The sequence below is a fragment of the Jeongeupia chitinilytica genome (assembly GCF_014652315.1).
In the GTDB taxonomy this organism is placed as follows: Bacteria; Pseudomonadota; Gammaproteobacteria; order Burkholderiales; family Chitinibacteraceae; genus Jeongeupia; species Jeongeupia chitinilytica.
Genome location: NZ_BMYO01000004.1, coordinates 19,452 through 42,507 on the forward strand (window position 1 = coordinate 19,452; position 23,056 = coordinate 42,507).

Consider the following 23,056-nt stretch of genomic DNA (forward strand, 5'->3'; position numbering starts at 1 on the left):
AGGAAAGGTTAATGGAACGCGATTGCGTCTTTTGCCGGGAAACCGGTGGCGAACTGCTGTGGCAGAATGAGCTGTGCCGGGTCGTGCTGGCCGACGAGCCCGACTATCCAGGCCTCTGCCGGGTAATCCTGCGTCAGCACGTCGCGGAAATGACCGACCTGCCCCCCGCCGATCGTCAGCGACTAATGGCCGTCGTGTTTGCGGTCGAAGCGGCACAGCGTACGGTACTCTCGCCCGACAAGATCAACATTGCCAGTCTGGGAAATGTCGTGCCGCACCTGCACTGGCATATCATTCCACGCTGGCATGACGACGCGACCTTTCCGGCACCGGTCTGGGCCAGCCCGGCCCGGCCCGGCGCACGGCATCACGTTTCCGCCGACACGCTGGCCCGTTTGCGGCTGGCCCTGCAACACATTGAGCTCGAGGCTGTCCAGCGCCTGCCATGACCGACCTGTCGATACACCAGACCCTCAGCGGTCCCCTTCCCTTCAGCGATGCGCGCTCCGCCAAGTCCTGGCTGCAGCTGCTGCCCCTGATCAATACTCCCATCGCTCATGCCGAGCTGTCCGACGCGATTGCCCTGCTCGCGACCAGCGGGATTGCGCCCTACGAAACCCTGAAGATCCTCGAACTGCTGCGCGAACCGCTGCACGTGGTTCAGGGCGCCTTGGCCGAACGCTTTCTCGGTCGCGCGTTGCCGCTGGGCCCGGACGAGGCCCAGGCGCGTGATGCCACCGTCGCACTCTGGAGCCGGCTGGCCGATCTCTACGGCGCCGGCCTCGATGCCGCGCTGGCCGGCGATGCCGAAACGGCGCCGCACGCCGCGCTGCTCGCGCAGCGCAGGATGCGCTATCTGGCGCTGGCAGCGCGCGAATCGCTGCTCAGCTACCGGCCGATCCCGGCCGAACTCTGGCAGCAGCTGTTCGACAGCTACCAGCTGATCGAAGCCAACGGGCTGGCCGAGAAGTCGGCCAAGGACAGCCTGCTCAAGGTCGCCGGCGTTGCCACACCGCAGCACGCCTTCGTCCACCTGCTGCTGCTCGCCGCGTCGGCGCCGTTCCATTTCACCGGCCGGCAGATCCGCTGGCTCGACGAACACCTGCCGTCGCTGGCCCAACGTACGCCGCTCGAACGCGAAGCCGCCGCGCTTCCCGGCCGCGGCAGCCTGCAGATCGACTTCGCCCAGCCCGGCGCACCGCGCCGGACCGAGCCCCGCCTCACCGGCGACACCGTCCGCGAACTCGACACGCTGCAACTGGCGCAGGCGCTGTCGCGTCGCATCAAGCTGCTGCGTCAGGGCGAAAGCCCGGAAAAGCTCGGTCTGGGCAGCCAGTTCGCCGCCGCACAAGTCGAAACCCTGCTGGTCGAGCTCTACCGCACCTGGTGCGAACAGGCGAGTGAACGCGCGTTGCCGCGGCACGACAGCCAGCGCCAGCTCGAAGCGGTGTTCGGTCTGCCGCGCCAGCACGCGCTGCTGGGCCACGAGCGCTTCGCGTTGCCCGACGACGGCCCGGCGCCGCTCGGCAGCCAGGATCTGGTCCGGCTGCAGCTGTTCGGTCAATCGACCGTAGCCGGAGCCACCGGCCCGGAAACAGTGACGCCGCAACCGGGTGAAACCTGGCAGGTCCGCAATGAATCGGCACAGGGGCTGCGACTGTCGCGCAGCAACGATGCCGGCGGCCGGATCGCGCTGCAGCAACTGTTGTCGGTGCAGCTTGAAGGCAATCACTATCTTGGTGTGGTGCGCTGGCTGCAGGAGCACGACGGCAGCGTCGAGGTCGGCGTTCGGCTGATGCCGGGGCTCCCCTCGGCGGCGGCCATCCGTCCGGTCGAACTTGCCTATTCGGACCGGCGTGGCTGGATCGAATGCCTGTCACTGCCCGCCGTAGCAGCGCTGCGTGCACCGCAATCGCTGATCCTTCCGGTCGGCTGGTACCGCCGCGGCCGGCTGATCGAATGGTGGGACGGCAGTACCCTGCGGAAGATGCGCGTCGAAGCACTGCTCGAACGCGGGGTCGACTTCGAGCGGATGCACGTGGTCCCGGCCGGTCAGCAACGCCGCTAACGCTTCCGGACTGGCCGCACCAGCGGTACGGCCCGGTCAGAATTGCAGCGTTTGTCCACCGACCAGCGCCGAAATCCGGTGAATCCCGTTACTGGTTTCGGCAACGATGCGCGCTGCGTCGAGCGGTTTCAGGTGCGTCAGCCAGACGTCGATCGTGGCATCGAACCGCTGCAGCGCGGCCAGAAGCGTCGAAGGCGAGTAGTGCTTCGACACGCGGGCAAGACCGGCCTCGCGCTCGCTGAACGCCGTTTCGACAATCAGTCCCCGCAGCCGGTCCACCCCGGCCACAGTCTCCCAGAACGCGGGGCAGTCGGCACTGTCCCCCGAGAACGCCAGCGCACCGGTCGGGCTCTCGAACAGATAGCCCACCGCCGGCACCGTGTGCTGTGCCGGCAGCGCGGTAATCCGCAGTCCGTCGAGGTCGCGGGATTCGCCGACGGCTAGCGGTGCCCAGCGCAGCACGCCATTGCCGTTTTCGGGGATCACGCTGAAATCGGGCCAGATCTGCCAGTTGAATACGTGAGCCTGCAGCGCCGCGATGGTCTCGGGCAAAGCATGGACGGTCACCGGCCGCGAGCGCGCACCGATCACCGTATCGAGCAGCATCGGCAGGCAGGCGATGTGGTCGAAATGCGAATGCGTCAGGAACACATGGTCGATTTTGCACAGCGCGTCGAGCGAGAGCTCGCCGGCTCCGGTACCGGCGTCGATCAGGATGCGTTCGCCGAGCAGCAGCGACGTGGTACGCGCGGCACCGCCGATCCCCCCGCTGCAGCCCAGCACGTACAACTGCATCTCAGCCCCGGAAGAAGAATGCCAGCCGCACTCCGACCAGTTCGATCAGGTCCTCCTCGGCCAGCAATTGCGGCTCGTCGCCAATCGTCTTGCCGTTGACCTGGGGTCGCGTCGCACCCTCGACGTGCGTCAGGTAGTAGCCGAGCGGGCGTCGCGCCACCGTTGCCACCTGGACACCGGGCTTGCCGAGCGACGTCACCGTCTTGCTCAGCACGATTTCCCGCCCGCTGTTGCCACCGGTCAGCACCTTGATCACGCCAAGCCGCGCGGTCGAAGCCGGTTCGCGCAGCACCATCGTTTCGGCATAGCCTTCGGGGGCCTGCGGTTCGCACCAGTAGCGCAGCTTGTAGCGGCCGACCCCGATTTCGTCGCCGTTGCGCAGCACGGTCCGCGTCGCCGGAGTACCGTTGACCGTCGTACCGTTGGTACTGCCAAGGTCCTCAACCACATGCTCGTCGCCGTCGCGGACGACGCGCGCATGTTCACCCGATACCGCAAGATTCTCGATCTGCAGATCGTTCTGCGGTCGACGCCCGATCGCGAACACGTCGCGGTGGATGCGGTATTCCTTGATGACGTTACCGTCGAGACACAGCAGCAATTTCGCCATGGCGTTTAACAGGTGGTGTGGCGCACGGGGCGCACGGGATCAACTCAACCAGGCCGTCAGCCTGGACCAGAAACCGGCATCGGCCGGGTAGGCGCGGCGAACCGCGACCAGAATGACCGATATATTGTCATGTCCGCCGTGATGATTGGCGGCCTGAACCAATTGCATTGCGGCCAGCGGCGCATTGTCCTTCAAAGTCAGAATGATGTCAGCAATCTGCACATCACCGACCATGTCGGTGAGACCGTCCGAACACAGCAGATAGACGTCGCCGGGCTCGGCGTCGAACTCGCTCAGATCGGCATGCACCTCGGTATCGATCCCGACGGCGCGCGTCAGCAGGTTGCGTTGCGCCGCCTGTCGCGTCTCGGTTTCATCGACCAGACCGAGGTCGATTTGTTCCTGCAGCAAGGAATGGTCGTGAGTGAGCCTTGTAAGCTCCGCGTTGCGTAAACGGTACATGCGCGAATCGCCGACATGCGCCACCAATACCCGATTGTCATAAAAAAGTGCCGACACCAGCGTCGTGCCCATGCCCGCGCATTGCGGTTGCGTGATCGCGCCGTTGTAGATCGCCCGGTTGGCCTCGTCGATCGATTGCGTCAGCCAGGCACTGACCGACAGCCGTGTGCTGTGGGCCAGCGGTGACGACGGCAAGGGCTGCGACAGGCGACGCGACAGCACGTCGACCGCCATGGCGCTGGCGACTTCGCCGGCGTTGTAACCGCCCATTCCGTCGGCGAGCACGACGAAACCCGCATCGGCATCCCAGGCGATCGCGTCCTCGTTCTGCGCGCGCACCAGCCCCGGATCGGTCTGACCGACCATCTCCAGCGCCTGCGAAAGCCTTGCCATGCTCTTATTCCTTGTTTACGTCTGATTACATCGTAAACCGGCCAGCGCGATCGGGCGGGGAAGGATGGTAAAAAAACGTAATGGACCAGCCGGAATCCGGGTTCAGGCTGCTGGCTTACGGGATGTCGGCGTAGGGAATCCGTCGCGCAATGATCGCGGCCTTGCGTGCCAGCCTGCGGTCGCTGCGGTGTGCGTCGTAATAGCGCGGGTTGGTCACCATGGCCGCCAGTTTCGCCGACTGCGCCGTACCGAGGCGCGACGCACCGGTGCGGTAATAGTGTCGTGCGGCGGCCTCGGCCCCGTAGATGCCGTCCCCCCACTCGATCACGTTGAGGTAGATCTCGAAGATGCGCCGCTTGTCGAGCAAGGCCTCGAGCATCACCGTGATCACCGCTTCCTCCGCCTTGCGCCAGGGGGTCCGTCCTGACGACAGGAACAGGTTCTTGGCCAGTTGCTGGCTGATGGTCGAGCCGCCCGCAACGATGCGGCCCTTCTTGAGGTTCTTTTCCCATGCGGTCTGGATGCCTTCCCAGTCGAAACCGTCGTGTTCGAGGAATTTGGCATCTTCGGACGCCACCAGCGCCCGCTTCAGATTGGGCGAGATCTGTGCGTAATCGACCCACTGCTGCCGCAATTCGGCATCCGGATTGCTGGCTTCGAGTCGTGCCAGCCCTTCGCGCATGAACGCGGTATTCGACGGATTGATCCAGCGCCAGGCCAGCACGTGCGCAAGGATCCACAGGTTCCACAGCAGCAGCAGGCCCAGCAGCAGCAGCAGGATACGGCCGATCCAGCCGCCGATCGAGATGCGCCGCCTGGCGCCGTTGCGGCTCACAACGCAGCGCGCAGCTGCGCGAGCACGGGCTCGACATCGGGCCGGTGCCCGGTCCACAGGGCAAAAGCTTCCGCCGCCTGACCGACGAGCATGCCCAGCCCGTCGACACACTGCGCCGCACCGGCTTCACGGGCCTGTCTGAGGAACGGCGTTTCGTCACGGCCATACATCATGTCGTAGGCAAGCGCATCGGGCGCGAATGCGTCCGGATGCATGGGAATGCCGGTACCGCCGAGGCTGGCCGACGTCGCGTTGATGATCACGTCGAACTGGACGCCGTCCCGGCCCAATGCCGCGCTCGCGGGCACGGCGGACTTCAGTTCGACCGGCACACCGCCGACCAGGAAATCGAACGCTGCCGCACCGTGCGCCGGCTGCGCCGTCACCGGCAAGCCCGTCGAACGCAGCCACGGCTGCACGATGTCGGCCAGCAAGGCTTCGGCCCGCGCTGCAGTGCGGTTGGCGATCAGCAGCATGGCCGGCCGCTCGACCAGCAACGGCAACAGCGCGCCACGCGCGGCACCGCCGGCACCGATCAACAGAATGCGCTTGCCGCTCAGTTCGCCATGGCGCAGCAGGTCGGCCACCAGTCCGGCACCGTCGGTGTTGTCGCCCTCGATGCGGTCGTCGGCGTGGCGGATCAGCGTATTGACCGCACCGGCCGCGGCGGCGCGTTCGCTCAGCGCATCCGCGAACGCAAACGCCTCCTCCTTGAACGGCACCGTGACATTGGCGCCCCCCGCGCCACCGTCGAACAGCGCACGCGCTGTCGCGGCAAAGCCGTCCAGCGGCGCGAGCAGGCGCTCGTAACTGAAATCGCTCAACCCGAATTGCGCGGCAAAGGCGGCATGGATCTGCGGGGACTTGCTGTGGGCAATCGGATTGCCGATGACGACGTAACGCATGTTGAACCGGAAAGTTAAATCGGAAAGGATCGATGCCGGATCGAAACCGCCACCCTGGCGCGTCAGCCCTGCACCCAGGGCAGACCGGCGACTTTCCAGCCGTTGACGCGGCCGCGGTGCTCGGTGGCGTCCTTGTCGCCTTCGAAGCCTTCGAGCACGTTCAGTGCCGTCGCGTAGCCATGGGCCGCCGCCAGGACTGCCGCGTCATGGCTGCGCGCACCGCTGCGGCACATGAACAGCACGACCGACTCGGGATCGACGGCCGCCTTCAGCTGGGTCAGGAAGTCCGGATTCGGCATCATGCCGGGATAGCGCTTCCATTCGATCAGCTCGGCACCGGGTACAACGCCGACGAACGCCCATTCGGCATGCGTCCGCACGTCGACCAGTTTCGCGTTCGGCAAGGCACTCAACAGCTGCTGCGCTTCGGCAGGGGTCACCGCGCCGGTATAGGGCAGGCCTTGCGCGGCACCGCGCTGGCGGGCGGATTCGAGGATCTTGGCGGCTTCACTCATGTTGGACTCCACGGCCCGTTGACATCGTTGCAGATGCACGATTCTCGTGCGTTCACGGCCATGACGCAATACGGCACCAACATGGTGCGCCAATGACAAAGAGGCACCAAAACAAGGCGCACCAAACGTCATTTCGGGTGCCGCAATACGGGATTGCTCTTAGCGCACCTGGTTGTGGCACAATGGATCGACACTTCCGCCGGGCTGGCACGGTTCATGCTTAATAGACCACCATCCCGGTCGCGGCAACGCGATTGGTCACCTCAAAATTTCAACACTCTCTCGCACCCTAAGGAGCGTAAAGATGGCGGTAGCCGACGTTCTCAAGCTGATCCAGGACAACGACATCAAGTTTGTCGACCTGCGTTTCACCGACACCATTGGTAAAGAGCAGCACGTGACCGTGCCGGCGCACGTCGTCGACGAAGAGTGGTTCGAACACGGCCACGCGTTCGACGGCTCGTCGATCGCCGGCTGGAAGGGCATTCAAGCGTCCGACATGCTGCTGATGCCGGATGCGTCGACCGCCAACATCGACCCGTTCTTCGACGAACCGACCGTCATCATCACCTGCGACGTGATCGAGCCGGCCACCGGCAAGGGCTACGACCGCGACCCGCGTTCGCTCGCCAAGCGCGCCGAAGCGTACCTGAAGACCACCGGCATCGGCGACACCGCCTACTTCGGTCCGGAACCCGAATTCTTCATCTTCGACAACATCCGCTGGAACACGGACATGTCGGGCTGCTTCGTCAAGATCGGCTCTGAAGAAGGCGCCTGGGCGACCAGCGAGAAGTTCGAAGGCGGCAACCTTGGCCACCGTCCGCGCGTCAAGGGCGGCTACTTCCCGGTTCCGCCGGTCGATAGCCACCAGGACATCCGTGCCTCGATGGTGCTCGTGCTCGAAGAACTGGGCGTGCCGGTCGAAGTGTTCCACCACGAAGTGGCGAACGCCGGCCAGAACGAAATCGGCACCAAGTTCAGCACGCTGACCCAGCGCGCCGACTGGACCCAGATCCTCAAGTACGTGGTCCACAACGTGGCCAACCAGTACGGCAAGACCGCGACCTTCATGCCGAAGCCGATCGTTGGCGACAACGGTTCGGGCATGCACGTTCACCAGTCGATCTGGAAGGACGGCAAGAACCTGTTCGCGGGCAACGGCTACGCCGGCCTGTCGGAAACCGCGCTGTACTACATCGGCGGCATCATCAAGCACGCCAAGGCACTGAACGCGATCACCAACCCGGGTACCAACTCGTACAAGCGTCTGGTGCCGCACTTCGAAGCCCCGGTGAAGCTGGCTTACTCGGCCAAGAACCGCTCGGCCTCGATCCGCATCCCGCACGTTGCCAGCGACAAGGCCCGCCGGATCGAAGCGCGCTTCCCGGATCCGCTCGCCAACCCGTACCTGTGCTTCTCGGCGCTGCTGATGGCCGGTCTGGACGGCATCCAGAACAAGATCCACCCGGGCGATCCGGCCGACAAGAACCTGTACGACCTGCCGCCGGAAGAAGACAAGCTGATCCCGACCGTCTGCGCCTCGCTCGACGAAGCCCTGGACGCACTGGACAAGGATCGCGAGTTCCTGACCCGCGGTGGCGTGTTCACCGACGAGTGGATCGATTCGTACATCGAGCTGAAGATGCAGGACGTCAACCGCACCCGCATGAACGTGCACCCGGTTGAGTTCGACATGTACTACTCGCTGTAACCAGTGGTACTCCTGTCGTACCAAAGCCCCGCAGCGATGCGGGGCTTTTTTGTTGCATCAACCACCACGACCACAAACTTTCCATAAGGTGAACTACCTAGTCAGTCTAAAGTGGGTTTTTGCCCCGAGGAGACACCGGTGATTCTCGCCTCAGCCTATTACCCGTACAGCGCCAGCGCGCGCTTCGATTTCGATTACTACCGCCAGCAGCACCTGCCGATGGTACTGCGGCTGCTGGGGCCGTTCGGGCTGCAGCGCGCCGAGGTCGTCCGCGGCGTACCCGGCCCCGACGGCGCGGCCCCACGCTTCCTGGCCGTCGGCCAGCTCTATTTCACCGACCTTGCGCGCGTGGCCGACGGGCTGTCCGCCCATGGCGCCGAAATCCTCGCGGATGTCGCCCGCTACACCGACCTGACACCCGACATCCAGTTTGCCGAGGTACTCGCGTGATCAAGACCTTCGTCCTCGATACCCTGCTGCCGATGCTGGTGTGCGGCGGCCTTGGCGGGTTTCTGCTGTTCACGCTGCTGGCGCGGCTGGTCTATGACCATCTGGAGTCGAATTATCACGACGTACTGGCCCCGGCGGCGACATCGGGCCTGCTCGAGACCGACTCGCTCGGCGGCTACATGGCCGATGTCTGGCGCGTCGCCCGCTGCGGCGACTGGCGCCGGATCGAGTCGGCGTTCTGGCGCGGCATGCTCTGGCTGGCCATGTCGGCAGGTGGCGCCATGGTCCTCAGCCTGACCGGTCTGATCGTCATCTTCATGTTTCCGCGCTGGTGGCGCTGAGCGGTGCTCCACCGTTCGACGGCGAAAACAACCGCTTGTCCGTCTTGGTCCGAACCATATGCCATTAGGATGAACTGACGCGGGCGCGCTGTTGCGCCGATCCGAATCAACGCCCGTTCAGGACGCCCAACCCATGAAATCGCTCCCCCTTACCCTGTTTGCCGCCGCCAGCCTGATGCTGTCCGGCGTCGCCCTTGCCAAGGCGCCGCATTGCGCCAAGACCGGTGATGCCGCAGTCGCCAGCCTGTTCGACCAGTGGAATGCCGCACTGGCGACGAACAGCCCCGACAAGGTTGCTGACCGCTACTGGCCCGACGCCGTGCTGCTGCCGACGGTCTCGAACACGCCACGCACCGATCGTGCCAGCATCCGTGCCTATTTCGTCGACTTCCTGCAGAAGCACCCGCAGGGCAAGATCGACACCCGCACGATCAAGATCAACTGCAACACCGCCGTCGACATGGGCACCTACACATTCACGCTGCAGGACAAGGACGGCCAGTCCAAGCAGGTCGCCGCACGCTACACCTATGTGTACGAAAACCGCGGCGGTACGTGGAAGATCCTCCATCACCATTCGTCGGCGATGCCCGAGCCGGTCGCCAAGTAAGCCCCGACACCGCCAGCCAGTCTGGCGGTTTTCTTTTCCTGCAGCCGACGGGCGGCGGAGCCCGGCCGGTAGTCAGGAATATGCTAGGTGAATCAATTGCCTGGCATCGACCATGCGACTGCTACGCCCCCTTGCCGGTACGCCAAACCGGCTCGCGCTCACGCTCGCGGCATTCTATGTGCTGTGCGGCTACGGCAGCGTCTTGCTCACCAGGGTGGCGGCGGGGTCGCTGCCGCTGCTCGAGTTTGCCGCAGGTGCCGGGCTGGCCTGCCTGCTGCTGGGTGGCCGGCGCGGTTACGCCAGCGTCTGGCTCGGCAGCCTCGTCGTCCAGCTGCCGCAGCTCGCAATGATGCTCGACTGGCCGCTCGCGTTGCTGCTGGCCGCCGCGCTGAGCCTGCTCAACGTCGCCGAGGCGCACCTGGCAAGGCTGGGCTGGCGCAGCGGCGAAACGCGCTTCCATCACCCACTGCTGCGCGAGCCGCGCGAGCTGTTCTACTTCTGGCTGTATGTGGCCATGCTGCCTCCGCTGCTCACCCAGCCCCTGCAGGTCCTGCTGCTGAACCTGGCCGGCATCGGTAGCGAGCGTTCATTCATGGAAACCGGCTGGTACCTGCTGATGCTGGTACTCGGCCATGCCAGCGGGCTGTTCCTGCTCGGCCCCTGTTATGCCGGCTGGCGCGACCGTGGCCGCTGGCCGCGGCTGGTCTCGCTGCCCTGGTGGTGGATTTTCGCTTTCGTTGCGGTGCTTGCCAGCGCCTTTCTCGTCTACCGCCACACGCTGATGCTGGTACTGCCGCTGCTGCTGGTGCTGGCCATCCAGCACGGTCTGCCCGGCACCAGCCTGGCCATGCTGCTGCTGGCGCTGACCAGCGTCGTCGGCACTGCGCACGGCCACGGCTTTTTCGTCGGCGCCACCCCGACGCTGTCCTACCTGAACCTGCAGGTCTTCCTTTTCTCGGCCGGCTTCATGCTGCATTACCTCGCGCTGGCGCAGGCACTGCTGTTGCGCCACAGGATGCGGCTCGAAGCCGAAGTCATCGCCCGCACCGAAGCGCTTGCCGCCAGCAACGCCAAGCTGGCCGAACTGGCGACCATCGACGAACTCACCGGCGCGCGCAACCGGCGCGAATGGTTGCGCCGTGCCACCGAGCAGTTGCTGCAGGCACAGCGCTATCCGGCGCCGCTCAGCGTGCTGGTGCTCGACCTCGACCATTTCAAGCACATCAACGACCAGCACGGCCATCACGCCGGCGACCTCGCGCTGCGCGCCGCCTGCGACGCATGCACGGCAACACTGCGCGCCAGCGACAGTTTCGGGCGCTGGGGCGGCGAGGAGTTCGTGGTGCTGTTGCCGGCCACCAGCGAAGACGAGTCGCGCCGCGTCGCCGAGAAACTGCGGGAGGCGATCGCGGCGATCCGCATCGCGCTCGACAACGGCCAGATCGTGCGCATCACCGTGAGCATCGGCATGGCCTCGCTGCGCGACGACGACCACAGCCTCGAGCTGCTGATCCGCCGCGCCGACGATGCGCTGTACCGCGCCAAGCGCGGTGGCCGCGATTGCGTCGTCTGCGACAACGGCGACGGGTAGAATGGAATTCCCGTTCCCGAGCTTGCGTCCGCCATGTCACTGCGTGCCGTCGTCTTCGATTTCGGAGGGGTCCTGTTCGACTGGAACCCCGACTATCTGTACCGCAAACTGATTCCCGACGCGGACGAGCGCCGCTGGTTCCTCGAACACGTCTGCAGCCCGGCATGGAACCTGCAGCAGGACGGCGGCCGGCCGTTCAGTGAAGCGAATGCGGCGCTGATCGCCGAGCACCCCGAGTACGCCGACCATATCCGCGCGTTCTCCGAACGCTGGCCGGAAACGCTGGCCGGTACGCTGGCCGACGGTGTCGCGCTGATGGACGCGCTCGAAGCCGCCGGTGTTCCGCTGTACGGGCTGACCAACTGGTCCGCCGAAACCTTCCCCTATGCCTGGCAGCACTATCCGCTCCTGCACCGTTTCCGCGACATCGTCGTGTCGGGCCGGCTGAAGCTGATCAAGCCCGACCCGGCGATCTACTTCGAGATGCACGCGCGCATCGACCGAGACCTGCCGGGCATCGCCGCACATGAACTCGCATTCATCGACGACAACCGGTCAAACGCCGATGCCGCCAGCGCGCTCGGCTGGCACGGCATCCACCACCTCGGCGCAGCCAGCAGCGCACAACGACTCCGCGCGCTCGGCCTCGCGTTCTGATCCGGACTTCCTGCCTTGAACGATCGCAAACCCCGCATCACCATCCTCTACTGCACCCAGTGCCAGTGGCTGCTGCGCGCCGCCTGGCTGGCGCAGGAACTGCTGACGACCTTTGTCGACGAGCTCGGCGAGGTCGCGCTGCAACCGGGCAGCGGCGGCATCTTCCAGGTGCACGTCGACGGCACCCTGGTCTGGGACCGCAAGCAGGAAGGGGGCTTTCCCGAGGCCAAGGTCCTCAAGCAGCGCGTACGCGACGTCATCGCACCAGACAAACCGCTGGGCCACAGTGACCGGCCGGCAAACTGACGTACCGGCGAGGCTGTGTTAGCTTTTCACCCATGAAACCGCATTACCTGCTGCTCGCTGCCCTGCTCGTTCCGCTGTTCGCCCGCGCCGACATCTACAAGTACGTCGACGAGAACGGCCACGTCACCTTCACCAATACGCCGATGAAGGGCGCGCAACGCATTTACGTCGATTCGATTTCGGTGATTCCGGGGCCGACGACGACGACGGGCAGCAAGCCGCGGACCAAGAGCAGCACGCCGCGCGTCAACACACCGTCACCGGCCGACTTCCCCAAGGTCGACGCCGCTACGCAGAAAAGTCGCGACAGCAACCGCAAACAGATCCTGCAGGACGAGCTCGGCAGCGAAAGGAGCGCGCTCGCGTCGGCCCGCCAGGCGCTCGCCGACGCCGAAGGCAACCGCAGCGCCGAAGAAAAAGCCAACCCGCAGCGCTATGTCGAGCGTCTCGGCCGGCTGCGCGATGCTGTAGTCACGCACGAAAAGAATGTCGAAGCGCTGACCAGCGAACTCAATCGCGTGCGCTGACCCCTCGGCACCGCCCCCCCCCCTTCTCCGCATCGAAGCCCCTGACCGGCCCGGGTGCCGCCACCGGTGCCACATTCCGGCCCGGCCGCACGGCAAACGCACTAAGATGGTGCATCATCCCGATCGCGATGGCCCGCGCTTCGCGCATTCCGCGCCCGCTCAAGCTGGCCCGGTAATTGCTTAACGAAGGCATGTCATCCATGCCACGGTGTCCAGCATGCACGACCCCCATTTTTGCGGCCTCGATTACCTTGAAGCGGCAGTACTCGCCGTCTCGAGCGACGGCACGCTCGTCTACTTCAATCCGGCTGCCGACGATCTGTTCGCGCTGCGCCCCGAACAGCTCGGCCTGCCGCTGACCGCCTGCCTGTCGCCGGCCAGTGCCGTCGTTGCCGCCGTCGGAACCGCATTGGCCAAGAACGTCAGCATCACCGAGTACGAGCTGCTGCTGCCGGTGGCGCACGGCGGCGATGTCTACGTGACGCTGAACGCCGCGCCGATCGAGCAGGACGGCGAGACGCTGGCCCTGGTCGAAATCCGCCAGATCGACCAGCAGCGGCGCATTGCCAACGAGGAACGCCTGCAGGCGCAGCAGCAGGCCAACCGCGAGCTGATCCGCAACCTTGCGCACGAAATCAAGAATCCGCTCGGCGGCATCCGCGGCGCGGCGCAACTGCTGTCGACCGAGCTGCCGAATCCGCACCTGAAGGAATACACCCAGGTCATCATCGAGGAGTCGCAGCGGCTGCAAAGCCTGCTCGACCGCCTGCTCACTCCGCATCGTCTGCCGCAGTTGTCCGAGCTGTCGATCCACGAAGTGCTCGAGCGCGTGCGCAGCGTCGTGCTGGCCGAGACGCCGAACGGCCTTGCCGTACGGCGCGACTACGACACCAGCCTGCCCAACCTGATCGGCGATCGCGAACAGCTGATCCAGGCGCTGCTGAACATCGTCCGCAATGCCGTGCAGGCGATGGCCGGTGTCGGCGAAATCGTGCTGCGCACCCGCGTCGCGCGGCAGGTCACGCTGAACCGCAAGCGCTTTCCGCTGGCGATCCAGGTGCAGATCGAGGACAACGGCCCGGGCATTCCCGACGCGCTGAAGGACACGCTGTTCTACCCGCTGGTCTCCGGACGCCCCGGCGGCACCGGCATCGGCCTGCATCTGGCGCACACCTTCGTGAACCAGCACCACGGCAGCATCGAGTTCGACAGCCGCCCCGGTGAAACCTGCTTTACGCTGCTGCTGCCGCTGAACGGCTGGCAGTCGGCCCGAACCCTACAAGGAAGCACACCGTGAGCACAGTCTGGATCATCGACGACGACCGCTCGATCCGCTGGGTCTTCGAAAAGGCACTGACGCGCGACGGCATCGACCATGCGACGTTCAGCTCGGCGACCGAAGCCATCGACGCGTTGTCGCGCTCGACGCCAGCAGCCATCGTCAGCGACATCCGCATGCCCGGCGAGTCGGGGCTGACCTTCCTCGAGCGCGTCAAGGCCGCGCATCCCGGCCTGCCGGTCATCATCATGACCGCGCACTCGGACCTCGAGAGCGCGGTGTCGGCCTTCCAGGGCGGCGCCTTCGAGTACCTGCCCAAACCGTTCGACATCGATGCGGCGATCGCGCTGATCCGCCGCGCGATGCAGGAAGGCGAGCGCCAGCTCGGCGACGATGCCGCACCGGTGAGCGCACCGGACATCCTCGGCCAGGCGCCGGCGATGCAGGACGTGTTCCGCGCGATCGGCCGGCTGAGCCAGTCGGCCGCCACGGTGCTGATCACCGGCGAATCGGGGTCGGGCAAGGAGCTCGTTGCCCGGGCGCTGCACCGGCACAGTCCGCGCGCAGCCAAACCGTTCATCGCGATCAACTCGGCAGCGATTCCGAAGGACCTGCTCGAATCCGAGCTGTTCGGCCATGAGCGTGGTGCATTCACCGGCGCCGACGCGCGCCGGACCGGCCGCTTCGAGCAGGCCGAGGGTGGCACGCTCTTCCTCGACGAAATCGGCGACATGCCGTTCGACCTGCAGACGCGGCTGCTGCGCGTGCTGTCGGACGGCTTCTTCTACCGCGTCGGCGGCCATTCGCCGATCAAGGCCAACGTCCGCGTCATCGCCGCGACGCACCAGAACCTCGAAACCCGGGTCAAGGAAGGCGGTTTCCGCGAGGACCTCTACCACCGGCTCAACGTGATCCGCTTGCGGCTGCCGCCACTGCGCGAACGGCGCGAGGACATCCCGCTGCTGGCACGCTATTTCCTCGGCCGTTCGGCCTCCGAGCTCGGCGTCGAGGCCAAGCGCCTTGCCGACGACGCGATGGCCCGGCTCGGGAGCTTTGCCTTCCCCGGCAACGTGCGCCAGCTCGAGAACCTCTGCCACTGGATCACCGTGATGGCACCGGGCGCCGTCGTCACCGTCAACGACCTGCCGCCCGAACTGTTCGACGGCGATGCCGACACCGAAGCGGCGGTCGGCGGCGACTGGCGCCGGCTGCTGGCGCAGGAAATCGCCTTGCGGCTGTCGCGTGGCGATGCACGTGTGCTCGACGACATCGTGCCGGCCTTCGAGCGCACCGTCATCGTGCAGGCACTGACGCACACCGGCGGCAAACGCATCGAGGCCGCCGAGCTGCTCGGCTGGGGCCGCAACACGCTGACACGCAAGATCCAGGAACTGGGAATGGAGGACGCGCTCTAGCCGCTCAGCGGCGTTCGGCACCGATGAGCAACAGCATCGGCCGTTCGCGCTCTTCGGCCAGCGCCGGATGGGCGGCAATCTGCGCCTCGGTCGGCGCCCATTCGACCAGTTCGGTGATCGCGAAACCCTGCTGCCGCAGCAAGGCAAACCAGCTGCCGATGGTGCGGTGGTACTTGATCACGCCGTCGGCCAGCCAGTTCGTCGTCCTCGGCCCTTCGACCGAATAGCCGTCAACTGGCCAGGTTTTCCTGCCGGCGGCGTCGGCGATCCAGCCCGGATTCGCCGCCGCCATGTAGACCGGGTGCTCGACCGAGAACACCAGCCGGCCGCCCGGGACGAGGGCACGCTGCAGCTTGGCGAGCAGCGCCGCGACGTCGTCGACGTAGTGAAGCGCGAGCGAGCTGTAGACGAGATCGATGCCCGCGTCGTCCAGTGCCAGCGTTTCGAGTGCACTGCGCCGGTAGCGGATCGCCATCGCCGCGCCGGTCATGCCGGTCGCCCGGGCCAGCATGTTTTCGGACACGTCGACGCCGAGCACTGCGGCCGCACCGTGCTCGCTCGCCCAGCGGCAGAACCAACCGAAGCCGCAGCCCAGATCGACGACCCGGCATCCCCGCAAGTCGGGCAGCAGCGCCTGCAGCGCGGGCCACTCCGGCGCACCGTCCAGCCCCTCCCGCGAGCGGCGCAACTGGCTGTAACCGGCGAAAAAGCCCGGATCGTCGTAGATGTTCTGCACCATGGTGCGACTCCGTTCGAAAGAGGTTCGGAAAGTAAAAAGCCAGCCCGAAGGCTGGCTTTGCACGATGGTTCCCGAGGAGGTCAGGCGGTCAGAACGAGCAGCTTGTCGAAGGCTTCATCGAACAGCTTCAGGCCTTCGTTCTGCAGTTGCTCGCCAACGAGGTTGAAGTCGATGCCGAGCTTGCGCAGCGCGGCCAGCGTCTGCACCGCGTCATCGATCTTGGTGTCGAGACGGTCGGCGGCCACGCCGTGGTCGCGGAAGGCATCGAGCGTTGCATCCGGCACGGTGTTGACGGTTTCGGCGCCGATCAGCTCTTCGACATACAGCACGTCCGAGTAGGCCGGGTTCTTGGTACCGGTCGACGCCCACAGCAGGCGTTGCGGGTGAGCACCGAGGGCCTTGAGCTGTTCGAAACGGGTGCCGTGGAACAGCTGCTTGTAGTGCTGGTAGGCGACCTTGACGAAGGCGATCGCGCTCTTGCCGCGCAGTGCCAGCGCTTCCGGGCTGCCGATGGTTTCGAGCTGCTTGTCGAGCAGCACGTCGACGCGCGACAGGAACACCGAGGCAACGGCCTGGACGTGGTCGACCGGCAGGCCGGCGGCCGCACGGGCTTCAAGGCCGCGGATGTAGGCGGTCAGCACGTCGTCGGTCTGCTTGAGGCTGAACATCAGCGTGATGTTGACGTTGATGCCGGCAGCGATCAGCTGTTCGAACGCCAGCACGCCGGCGTGGGTGGCCGGGACCTTGATCATGGCGTTCGGACGATTGATTGCGGCCCACAGGCGCTTGGCGGCCGCGATGGTGCCGAGCGCATCGTTGGCCAGATGCGGCGACACTTCGAGGCTGACGTAGCCGTCGAGGCCCTTGGAGTTGTCGTACAGCGGGCGGGTCAGGTCGCACGTGGCCTGGATGTCCGGCACCACCAGCGCTTCGTAGCGCTGTTCGGCGGTCAGGTCCTGCTTCTTCAGCTCGGCCAGGTCGCCGGTGTAGAGCGGGTCCGACGAGATCGACTTGTAGAAGATCGCCGGATTCGAAGTCACGCCAGCGATGCCGTCGTCGTCGATCAGTTTCTGCAGGGCGCCGGACTTCAGCAGGCCGCGGGACAGGTTGTCCAGCCAGATGCGTTGACCGAAGGGCTTGATGGCAGCGAGTTTGCTCATGACGTGAACCTCATACGATGAAGGAAGGGCCGCCAGCGCCGGCGTCTGCCGGGGGTAGCGTCAGCAGGCATTATCTGACAGCGGCATGGGATTAGACATTGCGCTGGGGCAAAGTGCCCGGATTGCGGGTGTCATTGATTGTGCCAGAAAACCACCGCAGCCGATCTAGGCAACAGACCCGATCCGTTCAGACCTCGGCAAGCAGGCGCTGCATCGGGAAGCGCACGGCAAATTCGCTGCCCTGGCCGAGCCTGGACTGGATCGCCATCTGCGCCTGGTGGCGCTGCAGGATGTGCTTGACGATGGCCAGCCCGAGGCCGGTGCCGCCGGTCGCACGCGACCGGCCGCGGTCGACACGGTAAAAACGCTCGGTCAGCCGCGGCACATGCTCGGGCGCGATGCCGATGCCGGTATCCTGGACCGCAAACACCGGCTGGCCGCTTTCGATGCGCCAGTGCAGCGTGATCGTGCCGCCGTTCGGCGTATAGCGGATCGCGTTCGAGACGAGGTTGCCGAAGGCCGAGTGCAGCTCGTCGTGGTTGCCGATCAGCCGCGCCGGCACGATGGAGCCGATCGCCACAGTATGCCGGCCCTGCGACAGCCCTTCGGCCTCGACCGCCAGCAATCGCATCAGCTGCGGCACGTCGACCTCTTCCTCCTTCATCTGCATTCCGTTCTCGAGCCGCGAGAGCGTCAGCAGGTCGTCGACCAGGCGCTGCATCCGCTGCGTCTGGTCGTACATCAGTTCGAGATGCTTGTTGCGCGTCGCCGCGTCGACATCGGGCATGTCGAGCATGGTCTCGATGAAGCCGCCGACCACGGTCAGCGGCGTGCGCAGTTCGTGCGAAACGTTGGCGATGAAATCCCGGTGGACGGTCTGGATGCGGTCGAGCTGGGTGATGTCGCGCGACAGCAGCAGCTTGCGGGTCGAGTCGAACGGCACCATCTGCACCGTCAGCACCTGGTCGACCGGCCGGGTCAGCCGCAGCATCAGCGGATGGGCAAAGTCCTGGCTGCGCAGGTAATCGCGCAGGCCGGGCTGACGGATGATGTTGGTGATCACCTGCCAGACGTCGGCGACGCGATCGATGCCCAGATGCTGGGTTGCCGCCTGATTGCACCATTCGATCCTGTCATGCTCGTCGAGGATCAGCACGCCGTCGGGCAGGGCCTCGCCGGCGCTGGTGAAGCGTTCGAGCGTCGCGGCCAGCCGCTCCTGCTGCTTCTTCTGCAGCCGCACCTGATCGTAGAGCTTGTCGAACAGGTCCTGCCACAGCAGGAAGCTCGCCGGTACGCGATCGACGTGCGGGTCCTGCATCCAGCGGTACAGCCGGCCGAGATTGTAGAGGTGGAACAGCGCCGAGCACGCCACGACGACGAGGGCGAAAACCAGTCCCCACTCGGTGCCGGCAACGGCACCGATGAACAGCGCGATCAGCGCCACCGACAGGTAGTAAATCAGGGAACGCAGCCAGAGCATCATGTTCAGCGCCAAGCGCGTCTCGCAGGGGGATGGGGGGGATTGTGGCATCGCTGCGTGGCAGCGGCGATGCCAAATCGTTACGGCAATGTTAAATCTATTGTTGCGCCGAGAAGCGGTAGCCGGTACCGCGCACCGTCTGGATCAGTGCATCGAAGCCCGACGACTCGAGTGCCGAACGCAGCCGGCGGATGTGCACGTCGACGGTACGCTCCTCGACGAACACGTGATCGCCCCAGACCTGATCGAGCAGCTGCGCTCGCGAATGCACGCGTTCGGCGTGGGTCATGAAGAAATGCAGCAGACGGAATTCGGTCGGGCCGAGATCAAGCGGCTGGCCATGGCCGGTCACGCGGTGCGTGGTCGGGTCGAGCCGCAGTCCCTGCACCTCGACGACGTCGTCGGTCACCTGCGGCGAACGGCGGCGCAGCACCGCCTTGATCCGCGCCTGCAGCTCGCGCGGGCTGAACGGCTTGGTGATGTAGTCGTCGGCGCCGGTTTCCAGCCCGACGATCTTGTCCTGTTCGTCCGAGCGTGCGGTCAGCATGATCAGCGGGATCGTCTTGGTACGCTCTTCGGCGCGCAGCTTCCGGGCGAAATCGATGCCCGACATGCCCGGCAGCATCCAGTCGAGCAGGATCAGGTCGGGCAGCGCATTGCGCACGATGCCCATCGCCCCCTCGACCGAATCGGCACGCATCACGTGGTGGCCGGCCTGGGTCAGATTGAAGGCAATCAGCTCCTGGATGGCGGGTTCGTCTTCGACGAGCAGGATATTCGCAGGCATGATTAATTCCCGTGGCATTTCGTGGTTTGTGGCGAGCGTAATGCCTTCATGTGAATTTAATATTACAAGTTCGCAAGTGCTGACGCATTGTGCAAGGCGCTTCGGGCGCGACGCCCGTCACCGGCTCGCGGTATCATGACGGCCTGTTCCCAAAGGCCCTTGCCCCATGGCCGGACTCCAAGCCCACACGCCGCAACCGACAGCCCTGACCCTGCATCAGGGGACCCGCCTGCTCGACATCGCCTTCGACGACGGCTCGTCGTTTTCGCTGCCGTGCGAATACCTGCGCGTCTACAGCCCCTCGGCCGAAGTGCGCGGCCACGGCAAGCCGGTGCTCCAAGTCGGCAAGCGCAACGTCAACATCGTCGCGATCGAGCCGGTCGGCAACTACGCGGTCAAGCTGGTGTTCGACGACGGCCACGACACCGGCCTGTACTCGTGGGACTGGCTGTTCGAACTCGGCCGCGACCGGGCCCGCTTGTGGCAGGACTATCTCGACCAGCTCGCGGCCGGCGGTGCCAGCCGTGACCCGGCGAGCGCCAGCGGTGATCCGCAAGATTGAATACTGAATACCGGGTGATTGAATGACTGAACAGCAAACGCATTTCGGCTACAAGACCGTCAACGAATCGGACAAGGCCCAGAAGGTCGCCGAGGTCTTTCATTCGGTGGCACAGAAGTACGACGTGATGAACGACCTGATGAGCGCCGGCCTGCACCGCGCCTGGAAGTTCTTCACGATCGAGACCAGCGGCGCGCGCCCCGGCAACAAGGTGCTCGACATCGCCGGCGGCACCGGCGACCTCAGCAAGGCCTTCGCGAAGAAGGTCGGCAAGACGGGGCAGGTCTGGCTCACCGACATCAACAGCTCGATGCTCGGTGTCGGCCGCGACCGGCTGCTCGATGCCGGCTTCGCCGTGCCGGCCGCCCAGTGCGACGCCGAAAAACTGCCCTTCCCGGACAACTATTTCGACATCGTTTCGGTCGCTTTCGGCCTGCGGAACATGACGCACAAGGACAAGGCACTGGCCGAGATGCACCGCGTGCTCAAGCCGGGCGGCCGGCTGCTGGTGCTCGAATTCTCCAAGGTCTGGGCGCCGGTCACGCCGGTGTACGACCTGTATTCGTTCAAGCTGCTGCCGCTGATGGGCAAGCTGATCACCAACGACGCCGACTCCTACCGGTATCTGGCCGAGTCGATCCGCATGCATCCGGACCAGGAAACCCTGAAGACGCTGATGCAGGACGTCGGCTTCGGCCGGGTCGAGTACCACAACATGAGCGCCGGCATCGTCGCGCTGCACAAGGGCTACAAGTTCTGATGCTGTCCGGCCTGCTCAACCGCCTGTTCGATCGCGACGCTGCGGCCCGCGCCGAACTCGCGCGTTTCGACGGCCGGATCGTCAGGCTGGTGTTTCCGGCCATCTCGGCCACGCTGCAGATCGAAGCCGGCCGTTTCGTCGCCAGCGACGCGGCGCCCGAAGCGACGCTGACCTTGGGCCTGCGCTTTTTCGCCACGCTGCCGTTCGACCGTACCGGCGCGCAACGCCAGCTGCAGCTCGACGGTGATGCACAGCTCGCCGCCGGCATCGGCCGCGCGCTCGGGCAGGTGCGCTGGGAGCTGGCCGACTCGCTGTCGTCCTTCGTCGGCGACGTCGCCGCACAACGGCTGGTCTGGCTGGCCGGCAAGGTTGGTGGCGTGCCCGGCGCCATCGGCGCACGCATGGCAGCGCATCTGATCGAATACTGGCGCGACGAGGCCCCGCTGCTGGCGCACAGGCTCGAAGCCCAGCGCCACTTCACCGCGGTCGACACACTGCGCGACGACCTCGCTCGGCTGGAAAAACGCCTCGCCCTGCTCGACCAGAAACTCGCCGGGAAATAATGCGCCTGCTCCGTCTGTTCAAGATCGCCCGGGTCGTCCTTCAGTACGGACTCGACGAATTCCTGCTCGGCCACGAGCGCGTCCACGGTCTGCGCAAGCTGATCAACGGCATCTGCTTCTGGCGCAAGCTCGACCAGCCCCGCGGTGAACGGCTGCGACTGGCGCTCGAGGACCTCGGGCCGATCTTCGTCAAGTTCGGTCAGGTGCTCTCGACGCGCCGCGACCTGCTGCCGACCGACCTCGCCGACGAACTCGCGCTGCTGCAGGACCGGGTGCCGCCGTTCTCCGGCGACACCGCCGTTGCGGTGATCGAGGCCGGCCTCGGCCAGCCGCTGACGGCCCTTTACGCCGAATTCGACCGCACGCCGGTCGCCAGTGCGTCGATTGCCCAGGTCCACCGGGCCACGCTGCCCAACGGCCGCGCGGTGGCGGTCAAGGTGCTGCGGCCCGACATCCTGCCGGTGATCGAGTCCGATCTGGCACTGATGCGGGTGATGGCCGGGCTGGTCGAGCGGCTGTTCGCCGACGGCAAGCGGCTGCGTCCGCGCGAAGTCGTCGCCGAATTCGACAAGTACCTGCACGACGAGCTCGACCTGATGATCGAGGCCGGCAATGCCAGCCAGCTGCGGCGCAACTTCACCGGTTCGACCCAGCTGATCGTGCCCGAGGTGTTCTACGACTGGACCTGCCGCGACGTACTGACGCTCGAATGGATGGACGGCACGCCGATCAGCCAGATCGACACCTTGCGCGCGAACGGCATCGACCTGAAGAAACTCGGCCGCTACGGCGTCGAGATCTTCTTCACCCAAGTGTTCCGCGACGGTTTTTTCCACGCCGACATGCACCCGGGCAACATCTTCGTCGCCGCCGACAACCGCTACATCGCGCTCGATTTCGGCATCGTCGGCAACCTGTCCGACGTCGACAAACAGTATCTGGCGATCAACTTCCTCGCCTTTTTCAACCGCGATTACCGCCGTGTCGCCAGCGCCCACATCGAATCGGGCTGGGTACCGAAGGAAACGCGGGTCGAGGAACTCGAAGCCGCGGTACGGACCGTGTGCGAGCCGATTTTCGACAAGCCGATTTCGCAGATTTCGTTCGGCCAGGTCCTGCTGCGCCTGTTCGAAACCAGCCGGCGCTTCAACGTCGAGATCCAGCCGCAACTGGTGCTGCTGCAGAAGACGCTGCTCAACATCGAGGGACTCGGCCGCCAGCTCGACCCCGACCTCGACCTGTGGGACACCGCCAAGCCCTTCCTCGAGCGCTGGATGAACGAGCAGATCGGCTGGCGCGCGCTGGTACGCAACCTGAAGCACGAGGCGCCGCAGTGGGCGGCGATGCTGCCGACGCTGCCGCGCAAGCTGAACGAGCTCGCCAGCGCCAACCACGTCGAACTGATAGTGACCGGCTATCAGGGGCTGATGTGGGAACAGAAAAAGCGCAACTGGCTGCTGGGTACGATTGCAGCCTTGCTCGGCGGCCTGCTGCTCACGCTCTGGCTGCACTGATCCGATTCATCCGACCCG

Annotated in this window: 26 protein-coding genes; 16 read left to right on the top strand and 10 right to left on the bottom strand. The window is 65.5% G+C overall.

Annotation, left to right across the window (positions count from 1 at the left end; translation table 11 throughout):
* Positions 1–11: 11 nt before the first annotated feature.
* Both IE097_RS07875 and IE097_RS07880 read left to right on the top strand, forming a co-directional pair.
* The gene (locus tag IE097_RS07875) at positions 12–449 is read left to right on the top strand and encodes an HIT family protein (protein ID WP_189459712.1); all 438 of its coding nucleotides are present in this window, start codon (positions 12–14) and stop codon (positions 447–449) included.
* On the top strand, positions 446–2,068 hold the full coding sequence (locus IE097_RS07880) for a cyclic-di-GMP receptor FimW-related protein (RefSeq protein WP_189459713.1): 1,623 nt from the start codon (positions 446–448) through the stop codon (positions 2,066–2,068). The genes IE097_RS07875 and IE097_RS07880 overlap by 4 nt, the downstream gene beginning before the upstream one ends.
* Before the next feature lie 36 nt (positions 2,069–2,104).
* Here IE097_RS07880 and IE097_RS07885 read toward each other — a convergent pair whose 3' ends face one another.
* The 6 genes from IE097_RS07885 to IE097_RS07910 all read right to left on the bottom strand — a co-directional run bounded on the left by IE097_RS07885 (position 2,105) and on the right by IE097_RS07910 (position 6,583).
* A complete protein-coding gene (locus tag IE097_RS07885) occupies positions 2,105–2,863 on the bottom strand; it encodes a 3',5'-cyclic-nucleotide phosphodiesterase (RefSeq protein ID WP_189459715.1) in 759 nt (252 codons plus the stop codon).
* A gap of 1 nt (position 2,864) precedes the next feature.
* Positions 2,865–3,473 (bottom strand): FHA domain-containing protein, encoded by a 609-nt coding sequence (locus tag IE097_RS07890; protein WP_189459716.1) that lies wholly within the window; start codon positions 3,471–3,473, stop codon positions 2,865–2,867.
* Positions 3,474–3,512: 39 nt separating this feature from the next.
* The gene (locus tag IE097_RS07895; protein WP_229797492.1) at positions 3,513–4,328 is read right to left on the bottom strand and encodes a Stp1/IreP family PP2C-type Ser/Thr phosphatase; all 816 of its coding nucleotides are present in this window, start codon (positions 4,326–4,328) and stop codon (positions 3,513–3,515) included.
* Positions 4,329–4,443: 115 nt separating this feature from the next.
* Positions 4,444–5,163: a monofunctional biosynthetic peptidoglycan transglycosylase gene (mtgA, locus tag IE097_RS07900; protein WP_373295739.1), complete on the bottom strand. Its 720-nt coding sequence runs from the start codon at positions 5,161–5,163 to the stop codon at positions 4,444–4,446.
* Positions 5,160–6,068, bottom strand: coding sequence for a shikimate dehydrogenase (gene aroE, locus IE097_RS07905; RefSeq protein WP_189459718.1), 909 nt, complete (start codon positions 6,066–6,068; stop codon positions 5,160–5,162). The genes mtgA and aroE overlap by 4 nt, the downstream gene beginning before the upstream one ends.
* A 62-nt stretch (positions 6,069–6,130) precedes the next feature.
* Positions 6,131–6,583, bottom strand: coding sequence for a rhodanese-like domain-containing protein (locus IE097_RS07910; RefSeq protein WP_189459720.1), 453 nt, complete (start codon positions 6,581–6,583; stop codon positions 6,131–6,133).
* Between the two features lie 304 nt (positions 6,584–6,887).
* Here IE097_RS07910 and glnA point away from each other — a divergent pair, with 304 nt between their 5' ends.
* The 10 genes from glnA (at position 6,888) to ntrC (ending at position 15,473) form a co-directional block, all read left to right on the top strand.
* Entirely contained in the window at positions 6,888–8,297 is a 1,410-nt protein-coding gene (gene glnA / locus IE097_RS07915; protein ID WP_189459722.1) for a glutamate--ammonia ligase, read from the top strand.
* Between the two features lie 138 nt (positions 8,298–8,435).
* Positions 8,436–8,747 carry an EthD family reductase gene (locus tag IE097_RS07920; RefSeq protein WP_189459726.1) on the top strand — a complete coding sequence of 104 codons (312 nt, stop codon included), beginning with the start codon at positions 8,436–8,438 and terminating at the stop codon, positions 8,745–8,747.
* Complete coding sequence (locus IE097_RS07925) at positions 8,744–9,088, top strand: hypothetical protein (RefSeq protein WP_189459728.1); 345 nt, start codon at positions 8,744–8,746, stop codon at positions 9,086–9,088. The genes IE097_RS07920 and IE097_RS07925 overlap by 4 nt, the downstream gene beginning before the upstream one ends.
* 133 nt (positions 9,089–9,221) lie before the next feature.
* Positions 9,222–9,698, top strand: coding sequence for an SgcJ/EcaC family oxidoreductase (locus IE097_RS07930; RefSeq protein ID WP_189459730.1), 477 nt, complete (start codon positions 9,222–9,224; stop codon positions 9,696–9,698).
* Between the two features lie 112 nt (positions 9,699–9,810).
* Positions 9,811–11,289, top strand: a complete 1,479-nt coding sequence (locus IE097_RS07935) for a GGDEF domain-containing protein (protein WP_189459732.1) — start codon at positions 9,811–9,813, stop codon at positions 11,287–11,289.
* Between the two features lie 33 nt (positions 11,290–11,322).
* A complete protein-coding gene (locus IE097_RS07940; RefSeq protein WP_189459734.1) occupies positions 11,323–11,946 on the top strand; it encodes an HAD-IA family hydrolase in 624 nt (207 codons plus the stop codon).
* A 15-nt stretch (positions 11,947–11,961) separates the two neighbouring features.
* Positions 11,962–12,252 carry an Rdx family protein gene (locus IE097_RS07945; protein ID WP_189459736.1) on the top strand — a complete coding sequence of 97 codons (291 nt, stop codon included), beginning with the start codon at positions 11,962–11,964 and terminating at the stop codon, positions 12,250–12,252.
* A 32-nt stretch (positions 12,253–12,284) separates the two neighbouring features.
* Entirely contained in the window at positions 12,285–12,779 is a 495-nt protein-coding gene (locus tag IE097_RS07950; protein ID WP_189459738.1) for a DUF4124 domain-containing protein, read from the top strand.
* A 217-nt stretch (positions 12,780–12,996) separates the two neighbouring features.
* Positions 12,997–14,076 carry a nitrogen regulation protein NR(II) gene (glnL, locus tag IE097_RS07955; RefSeq protein WP_189459740.1) on the top strand — a complete coding sequence of 360 codons (1,080 nt, stop codon included), beginning with the start codon at positions 12,997–12,999 and terminating at the stop codon, positions 14,074–14,076.
* Positions 14,073–15,473, top strand: a complete 1,401-nt coding sequence (gene ntrC, locus IE097_RS07960; RefSeq protein WP_189459742.1) for a nitrogen regulation protein NR(I) — start codon at positions 14,073–14,075, stop codon at positions 15,471–15,473. Before glnL ends, ntrC begins: the two co-directional genes overlap by 4 nt.
* Positions 15,474–15,477: 4 nt before the next feature.
* Here the strand turns inward: ntrC and IE097_RS07965 are convergent, their stop codons facing one another.
* The 4 genes from IE097_RS07965 to phoB all read right to left on the bottom strand — a co-directional run bounded on the left by IE097_RS07965 (position 15,478) and on the right by phoB (position 19,639).
* On the bottom strand, positions 15,478–16,212 hold the full coding sequence (locus IE097_RS07965; RefSeq protein ID WP_189459744.1) for a class I SAM-dependent methyltransferase: 735 nt from the start codon (positions 16,210–16,212) through the stop codon (positions 15,478–15,480).
* Positions 16,213–16,292: 80 nt separating this feature from the next.
* Complete coding sequence (gene tal, locus IE097_RS07970; RefSeq protein WP_189459746.1) at positions 16,293–17,372, bottom strand: transaldolase; 1,080 nt, start codon at positions 17,370–17,372, stop codon at positions 16,293–16,295.
* 187 nt (positions 17,373–17,559) lie between these two features.
* Positions 17,560–18,855: a phosphate regulon sensor histidine kinase PhoR gene (phoR, locus tag IE097_RS07975; protein WP_229797493.1), complete on the bottom strand. Its 1,296-nt coding sequence runs from the start codon at positions 18,853–18,855 to the stop codon at positions 17,560–17,562.
* Between the two features lie 94 nt (positions 18,856–18,949).
* On the bottom strand, positions 18,950–19,639 hold the full coding sequence (phoB, locus tag IE097_RS07980; protein ID WP_189459748.1) for a phosphate regulon transcriptional regulator PhoB: 690 nt from the start codon (positions 19,637–19,639) through the stop codon (positions 18,950–18,952).
* Positions 19,640–19,805: 166 nt separating this feature from the next.
* On the opposite strand from phoB, the gene IE097_RS07985 reads away from it, so the two are divergent.
* From IE097_RS07985 to ubiB, 4 genes are read left to right on the top strand one after another with little or no spacing between them, the layout of a single operon-like run.
* Complete coding sequence (locus tag IE097_RS07985) at positions 19,806–20,201, top strand: gamma-butyrobetaine hydroxylase family protein (protein ID WP_189459751.1); 396 nt, start codon at positions 19,806–19,808, stop codon at positions 20,199–20,201.
* A gap of 22 nt (positions 20,202–20,223) precedes the next feature.
* The gene (ubiE, locus tag IE097_RS07990; protein ID WP_189459752.1) at positions 20,224–20,961 is read left to right on the top strand and encodes a bifunctional demethylmenaquinone methyltransferase/2-methoxy-6-polyprenyl-1,4-benzoquinol methylase UbiE; all 738 of its coding nucleotides are present in this window, start codon (positions 20,224–20,226) and stop codon (positions 20,959–20,961) included.
* A complete protein-coding gene (locus IE097_RS07995; RefSeq protein WP_189459754.1) occupies positions 20,961–21,524 on the top strand; it encodes a ubiquinone biosynthesis accessory factor UbiJ in 564 nt (187 codons plus the stop codon). The genes ubiE and IE097_RS07995 overlap by 1 nt, the downstream gene beginning before the upstream one ends.
* Positions 21,524–23,038, top strand: coding sequence for a ubiquinone biosynthesis regulatory protein kinase UbiB (gene ubiB, locus IE097_RS08000; protein WP_189459755.1), 1,515 nt, complete (start codon positions 21,524–21,526; stop codon positions 23,036–23,038). The genes IE097_RS07995 and ubiB overlap by 1 nt, the downstream gene beginning before the upstream one ends.
* Positions 23,039–23,056 lie beyond the last annotated feature (18 nt).